This window comes from Streptomyces lunalinharesii, from assembly GCF_039532155.1.
GTDB classification, from domain to species: Bacteria; Actinomycetota; Actinomycetes; order Streptomycetales; family Streptomycetaceae; genus Streptomyces; species Streptomyces lunalinharesii.
Genome location: NZ_BAAARK010000091.1, coordinates 1 through 3,638, shown reverse-complemented (window position 1 = coordinate 3,638; position 3,638 = coordinate 1). Strand labels below are relative to the sequence as shown.

The following is a 3,638-nucleotide window of genomic DNA, read 5'->3' as shown; positions in this document are numbered from 1 at the left end:
CGGACCAGACGTTGGCGCAGCTGGAGCTGTTCACCAAGCCCGAGCAGTACCCGACCGACGTCTACGTGCTGCCCAAGCACCTGGACGAGAAGGTGGCCCGGCTCCACCTGGACGCGCTGGGCGTCAAGCTCACCACCCTGCGCCAGGAGCAGGCCGACTACATCGGCGTCAAGGTCGAGGGCCCGTACAAGCCCGACCACTACCGCTACTGACCGCCACCGCCGACCCACCCACGGGCCGGCGACCGGCACCCCCACCAGCAGACGCTGGCACCAGGCCCCCGCCCCCCAGGCGGGGGCCTGGCCCGCAGAACCCCCGGAACCACCCGCCCTCGCAAGGACTGCACCCCCATGCCCCGCGGCCACTACTCGCTGTACGACCCGCACGACCACACCCCCCTCGGCGAGGAGCACTTCCACTGCGCCACCGGCCCCTCCGGCTGGCGCTACGTCTCCCAGACCCTCAACACCGCCGGCGAACACACCGGATCCGTCGACCTCACCCTCGACGAACTCGGCCGCCCGATCCGCCTCGAACTCCACGCCTCCGCCTGGCAGGTCCGCGGCGCCGCCCTGGACGGCGTCACCTGGGTGCGCACCGACCCCACCGGCACCCACGCCACCGAGGGCAACGTCCCCGCCCACGCCTTCACCGGCGCCTCCCCGGCCTTCCTCGTCGCCACCGCCCGACTGCTGCGCCCGGCCCCGGGCGCCGGCGCCACCCGCGTGCGCCTCGTCGCCTTCACGCCCCCCGTCCTCGCCCCCCGCACCCTCGACCAGTCCTGGGCACTGCTCTCCAGCACACCACACGCCACCGACATCGCCCCGCTCATCGCCGACGCGTACCAGGTCACCGACCTCGAAACCGGCGAACAGCACGCCGTCCACCTCGCCGGCGACGTCGTCCTGGCCGCCCCCGGCATCGAACTCGAATCCCTCGACACACCGCCCTCGACCTTCAGCTGACGCCGCCCCCGGCACGCCCCCGGGCCCCTCTCACACGGGCGGCGCGAACCCGGTGCCACTCCGCGGCGCCCGACCGCCCCCACCGTCACCCGACGCCCCCGGCACCTCCGCCGCCGGCCACGCCACCCCGCCGCCCGGCGTGCCACCCCCGGCTTCCGCCCCGGCCGTCACCGCACCCCCGGGCGCCACCCACGCCCCCGCGGGAACACCCCCCACGCCAACACCGCCCACAGCCAACCCACTTGACGGAACGGTCCCCGGCCCGGCCCCCGGGGCCACCGCCCCCTCCGCCCCAGGACGCATTCCCGGCACACCGCTCGCCCCGAACGCGCGCCGCGCCTCCCGCTCCTGCCGCTCCCGCACCACCGCGTCCAGATACACCACCGGGTCCGTCCCCGCGGGCACCACGGCCCCCGCGAACCCCCGCAGGTCCCCGGCGAGCCGCCCGGCGATCGCCGCGCCCGCCTGCGGGTCCAACTCGCCCAGCCGCCCCAGGTACTGCCGCACGGCCAACCACCACCCGTCCGGCACCCGCGACAGGTCGAGCCCGGCAACCTCCCCGGCCAGCCACGGCGGCGGCTCCGGCAGCACCACGCCCACGCCCTCCGCCTCGGGCACCCGCTCCCGCACCACCAGCGTCCCGGCGAACACGTCACCCAGCCGCCGCCCCCGCGCCGACACCATCGACGCGATCGACGCCAGCACCCCCATCGTCATCACGATCTCGACGGCCCCCATGGCCCCCCGCACCAGCGCGTGCCGGAACCGGATCGGCCCACCGTCCTCCCGCACCACCCGCAACCCACAGATCAGCTTCCCCAACGACCGCCCGTGGCTCAGCGTCTCCACCGCGATCGGAATCCCCACCTGCACCAGCACGAACGTGGCCACCTGTACGGCCGCCAACACCGCACCGTCCAACGAGGACGCCGTACCCACCATCACCAGCGTCACCGCGAGGTACGTCCCCCAGGCCACCGCGAGGTCCACGACCACCGCCAGACCCCGGCTCGCCAGCCTGGCCGGCCGCAGCCCCAGCACCACCGCTTCCCCCGTCACCAGCTGGCTCACCCGTCCACTCCCTCTCGACCCTGTTCCCTCGCGACCCTGCTCCCGCACCCGCCACCGCGCGGCACGTCACACGGGTGCCCCCTGCCCCTTGAGGCCCGGACCCCTGCGCCCGGCCAGTCTGCCAAGCTGGCCCGACACCCACCCACCGCGCTGCGAGGAGCGACCCCCGTAATGGACCTGGATGTCTTCGTCACGGCCCACGGCGCCGAATGGGACCGCCTGGAAACCCTGCTGCGCCGCAAGCGCCGCCTCACCGGCGCCGAAGCCGACGAACTGGTCGCCCTCTACCAACGCACCACCACCCACCTCTCCCTCCTCCTCTCCAGCGCCCCCGACCCCGCCCTGACGGGCCGCCTCACCTCCCTAGTGGCCCGCGCCCGCAGCAAGGTCACCGGCGCCCGCCCGTCCTCCTGGCGCGACGCCGCCCGCTTCTTCACCACCTCCTTCCCCGCCGCCGTCTACCGCCTGCGCCGCTGGTGGATCCCCACGGCGGTGCTCTCCCTGACCGTCGCCGCCCTCATGGCCTGGTGGATAGCCGCCCACCCGGAGGTCCAGTCCACCCTCGGCGCCCCCCAGCAACTCCGCGAGATGACCCGCCCCGGCGGCGAGTACGAGGCGTACTACTCCAACCACCCCGCCGCGGCCTTCGCCGCCCAGGTATGGACGAACAACGCCCAGGCCGTCGCCCTCTGCCTGGTCCTCGGCGCCTTCCTCGGCCTCCCCGTCCTCTGGGTCCTCTTCCAGAACATGCTGAACCTCGCCGCCGGACTGGGCCTGATGTCCTCCGCGGGCCGACTGGACACCTTCCTCGGCCTGCTCATCCCGCACGGCCTCCTCGAACTGACCGCCGTCTTCGTCGCCGCCGGCATCGGCCTGCGCCTGGGCTGGACCGTCATCGACCCGGGCCCCCGCACCCGCCGCACGGCACTCGCAGAAGAGGGCCGCACCGCGCTCGGCGTCGCCGTCGGCCTGGCTGCCGTCCTCTTCGTCTCCGGCCTCCTCGAAGGCTTCGTCACGCCGTCCGCCCTCCCGACCTGGGCCCGCATCACCCTCGGCGTCCTCGCCGAGCTGGCGTTCCTCACCTACGTCTACGTCCTGGGCGGCCGCGCCGCGCGCGCCGGCGAGACCGCCGACGTCGACACCTCCGACCGCGCCGCCCAGCTCCCCACCGCCGCGTGATGTGCGGACAACCCTCCTGACCTGCTAATCTCCTCCTCGTCCCAAAAACCCGTTGACACGGGTCAGAGGGGGAGGTAGATTCAAACGGTTGCAACGAGCTGGACAAGTTCGATCGCGACAGTTAGTCTCTCCTCCGCTCCGGCCGCACTTCACATAGGCTGAGCGCGCCGACCATTTACCAGAAGCGTCACCCGATCATTTCGATCGAATGCCTTCTGATAAAGTCGGAAAAGTCGAAAGACAAGCCCCCCGACGGGTAATTCAGAACGAAATTCGCACCAGCCGCCTCGCGGTCTGGAACGGAAAGAAGATCTGATAAAGTCGGAAAGGTCGAAGAGCGAAAGCGAATCGGCCGGACCCCGCTCCAGCAGGGGGCCAGAGACGGAAACGGATCTGGTAAGGTTGGAACCGCGAGAAAGCCGA

The 3,638-nt window shown here is 72.6% G+C and carries 5 protein-coding genes; 3 read left to right on the top strand and 2 right to left on the bottom strand.

What is annotated here, in order from left to right; translation table 11 throughout:
* Positions 1 to 212 (top strand): adenosylhomocysteinase (locus ABD385_RS40955; RefSeq protein ID WP_344582438.1); only part of this gene is annotated, 212 nt, incomplete at its 5' end.
* Between the two features lie 138 nt (positions 213 to 350).
* Entirely contained in the window at positions 351 to 965 is a 615-nt protein-coding gene (locus ABD385_RS40950) for a hypothetical protein (protein WP_344585331.1), read from the top strand.
* A gap of 30 nt (positions 966 to 995) precedes the next feature.
* On the opposite strand, the gene ABD385_RS40945 is transcribed toward ABD385_RS40950, so the two are convergent.
* Complete coding sequence (locus ABD385_RS40945) at positions 996 to 2,036, bottom strand: RDD family protein (protein WP_344585330.1); 1,041 nt, start codon at positions 2,034 to 2,036, stop codon at positions 996 to 998.
* 171 nt (positions 2,037 to 2,207) lie between these two features.
* Between ABD385_RS40945 and ABD385_RS40940 the strand changes: the two genes are divergently transcribed.
* On the top strand, positions 2,208 to 3,215 hold the full coding sequence (locus ABD385_RS40940; protein WP_344585328.1) for a stage II sporulation protein M: 1,008 nt from the start codon (positions 2,208 to 2,210) through the stop codon (positions 3,213 to 3,215).
* Between the two features lie 187 nt (positions 3,216 to 3,402).
* On the opposite strand, the gene ABD385_RS40935 is transcribed toward ABD385_RS40940, so the two are convergent.
* The coding region (locus ABD385_RS40935) for a hypothetical protein (RefSeq protein ID WP_344585326.1) at positions 3,403 to 3,638 on the bottom strand (236 nt) is incomplete at its 5' end.

Excerpts from the sequence above, each read along its gene's own strand:
- ABD385_RS40940 (WP_344585328.1), top strand. The coding sequence starts at position 2,208 with ATGGACCTGGATGTCTTCGTCACGGCCCACGGCGCCGAATGGGACCGC.
- ABD385_RS40950 (WP_344585331.1), top strand. The coding sequence starts at position 351 with ATGCCCCGCGGCCACTACTCGCTGTACGACCCGCACGACCACACCCCC.